This is a genomic window from Beijerinckia sp. L45 (assembly GCF_009765775.1).
In the GTDB taxonomy this organism is placed as follows: Bacteria; Pseudomonadota; Alphaproteobacteria; order Rhizobiales; family Beijerinckiaceae; genus RH-AL1.
Genome location: NZ_LMUU01000223.1, coordinates 25,923 through 28,558 on the forward strand (window position 1 = coordinate 25,923; position 2,636 = coordinate 28,558).

At 59.8% G+C, this 2,636-nt stretch carries 3 protein-coding genes; 2 read left to right on the forward strand and 1 reads right to left on the reverse strand.

The features are described from left to right. Window positions 1-167 precede the first annotated feature (167 nt). Entirely contained in the window at window positions 168-761 is a 594-nt protein-coding gene (locus GSQ79_RS23865; RefSeq protein WP_246725542.1) for a DUF2147 domain-containing protein, read from the reverse strand. Between the two features lie 556 nt (window positions 762-1,317). On the opposite strand from GSQ79_RS23865, the gene GSQ79_RS30430 reads away from it, so the two are divergent. After that, window positions 1,318-1,551 carry a GNAT family N-acetyltransferase gene (locus tag GSQ79_RS30430; protein WP_158811267.1) on the forward strand — a complete coding sequence of 78 codons (234 nt, stop codon included), beginning with the start codon at window positions 1,318-1,320 and terminating at the stop codon, window positions 1,549-1,551. 228 nt (window positions 1,552-1,779) lie between these two features. Continuing rightward, on the forward strand, window positions 1,780-2,328 hold the full coding sequence (locus GSQ79_RS23875; RefSeq protein ID WP_158811268.1) for an AAA family ATPase: 549 nt from the start codon (window positions 1,780-1,782) through the stop codon (window positions 2,326-2,328). Window positions 2,329-2,636: the final 308 nt, after the last annotated feature.

Here is a 2,636-nt window from a genome sequence, read left to right on the forward strand (position 1 = left end):
TTTCCAGGCCTCTTGAAGGATCGCGCGCCGGGCCGCAATCTGGGCCGGATTCATGCCTGCGACCCGGTTTATGACGTCCGCAACGCGATCAGGTATCTCAAGGTCCGCGACGCATCTCCGCGTGGCTATCGTTCGTTTTGGCGCGCTGATCGCTGATCGAGATGTCGTCAGTGCTTCATCTTGTGCGCAGAGCTGACTTTGATCGGTGCCGACGCCCATTCTGCATCGGCGCGCGGACCGTCGACCCCGTCGGTAGGACCATCTAACTGCCCCGGCGCGACGTCATCGACCTTGGTGCAAGTTTGGGACTGGCAGAGATACTTCATCACGCAGCCCTTTAGGATCAGGTGTGTCGCATCGGTGCGCCAGACCTTAACGTCGTACATCTTGCCGTTCTCGGCGTTGTACAGCGAACCGGCGTGATCCTCCTCCTCTGGCGCCAAGCCGAGAATCAACTGAGCGCCGACGACCGGGCGGCCCTGCTTCTTTGGATCAGGATTTTTAGTATCGAGCGCGTCAACGCCCTGACCGGGATCTTTCGCCCATACGAGATAGCCGCAGATCTTGTCTGCAGGCTGACCGCAATGTTCGATCCTCACCCGCGCCGTCGCGTCTTCGACAAGCCAAACGCCGGCTGGATCGAGCTTTGGAGCCGCGTGCGATCCTGCGAAAGATGCCACGCCCAATAAGGCTGCGAGCGGAAGGAACTGGAGATTCATGGGTGCTCCGAGGTTGAGAAGAGGTCGTCCTGCGACTTTCATCCCAGAACACCGTGGCTTCTTAGTGCCAAGGTTGGAACCACACGCTCGAGTTCTCGCGGCGCCGCTGTGCGCGATGCCGCAAAGCCCTAGAAGCGATCGGGCCGGCTCGCCACAATCTCGGCGATGCGGTCGTCTTTTGTTGGCCTGCCCCCTCATGCAGCGCGTCAAACAAGGTGAGAATCGCCAGTCAATCAAGGGATCTTCCGCACTTTTGGTGCAGGCCAGTATTTTCGGCCCCATCCGCTTCGCTGGTTGCGTTCATGCGACTGCCAACAGACGGCTTCGCAGGAGTGCGTATCCGGCTCTTCCGTACATTTGTCTTTTCAGTGTCAACGCCGGTCGGAATGCAGGCCGGTGTGGCGGAGTAAAAGCAGGCCATTTTGGACGCGGGCATGAACGGGCCTCCGATCGGGGCGCTGTTCATATCGATGTCGCGTCGATCAGGGGGGCGTAATCTCGCCGGTTTCCGGGTCGACGATCTCGGTGGCCTGATTTTGCTCCGCCCTGGCGGCGGAGCGCCGACGACCGGCGGACTGGGCGCATCTGCGGAAGCGTGATGGTTGGGCACGATGGGCACCGTGGTTGGCTCTACTACGTCGCTGCGGATCCGGGCGCGCGTGGCATGGGCTACGGCCGGCAGATGGTCGAAGTGGGCGAGGCGTGGTTGCGTGAGGGGGGTCGTAAAGGTTCAACTGCTCATGCGAGAGACGAACACCAAGGTCGTCGCGTTCTACGAGCATCTCGGTTTCGAGGTCACGCCCCGAACAATCATGGCGAAGTGGTTGGTTGAAGCGCCATAAAGTCCGCCACGCTCGTTGAATTCACAACATGCGCCGCTTCGGAGCACAGCGCATTGCTGCAGAACGGCTGCTTCGAGGGCAGCGCCGATCGTCCAAGTTTGACGGCTTCTGGCCGGAAGCTGCTAGTCCGCTACCTGCAAAAGAGGCGGCTGAGCGGACACAGCCCCGTTCAAGGATCGGTGTGGTGGGAAACGAGTGCCAGCGGTAGGATCACTGCCATGGAACGCTACACCTCTAGGCCAGTCCTTGATGACCTCGGCACTCGTATCTGCATCATGGGGCCATCAAACAGCGGGAAGTCCACGCTGGCTTCTGCGGTCGGACGGGCGTGCGCGCTGCCCGTGGTCCATCTCGACCAGCTCTATCATGTGCCGAACAGCGACTGGCAGCCACGCGCCGCCGAAGAGTTCCTCGCCTTACACGATCAGGCAATACGTTCTTCGGCCTGGATAATGGAAGGCAACTACTCGCTATGCCTTCCTCAGCGACTGAAGCACGCGACCGGGTTCATCCTGCTCGACGTTCCAGGTACGACCAGCCTCTATCGATACATCTGGCGGTCATGGTTTCAGCGGAGCAGACACGGGGCGCTGGAGGGCGGGAGAGACAGCGTCAAGTGGGACATAATCCGCCACATAGCGATCACCACTCGTCGCAACAGAAGGCAATACAGCGCGATCTTCGAGCAGGTCGGATTGCCAAAGGTTCGGCTGTTGACGACGAGAGAGATAGTGAACTTCTATCGTTGTGAAGGTCTCCACCGCTGACATTCGTGGCCGTAAGCCGAACGTCTGGGTTCAAGGGACAGCACGAAAGAAGGACGTTCGCGCGGCAATTGTCGAATGGGACAAAATTGATCCGACCCAAAGATGGAGGCCCGTGTCCATTCACCCTTTGGACGGTGCACTCGTCTGCGACGTTCCGCCTAAGATCAGCCGGTGTTGGGCGGTGCCCATTATCCCGCACTTGTTCCACTTCTAGTCGAGCCTGCACCAGTTCCCTGTAACGCCGCACTCCCTAGCACTACAGTTGCATTTTTATTCGGATATGGTCCCGGCGGGCGGTCGCTTGATGA

Coding starts and splice junctions, on each gene's coding strand:
- GSQ79_RS23865 (WP_246725542.1), bottom strand. CDS start 761: ATGAAAGTCGCAGGACGACCTCTTCTCAACCTCGGAGCACCCATGAAT.
- GSQ79_RS30430 (WP_158811267.1), top strand. CDS start 1,318: ATGGTTGGGCACGATGGGCACCGTGGTTGGCTCTACTACGTCGCTGCG.
- GSQ79_RS23875 (WP_158811268.1), top strand. CDS start 1,780: ATGGAACGCTACACCTCTAGGCCAGTCCTTGATGACCTCGGCACTCGT.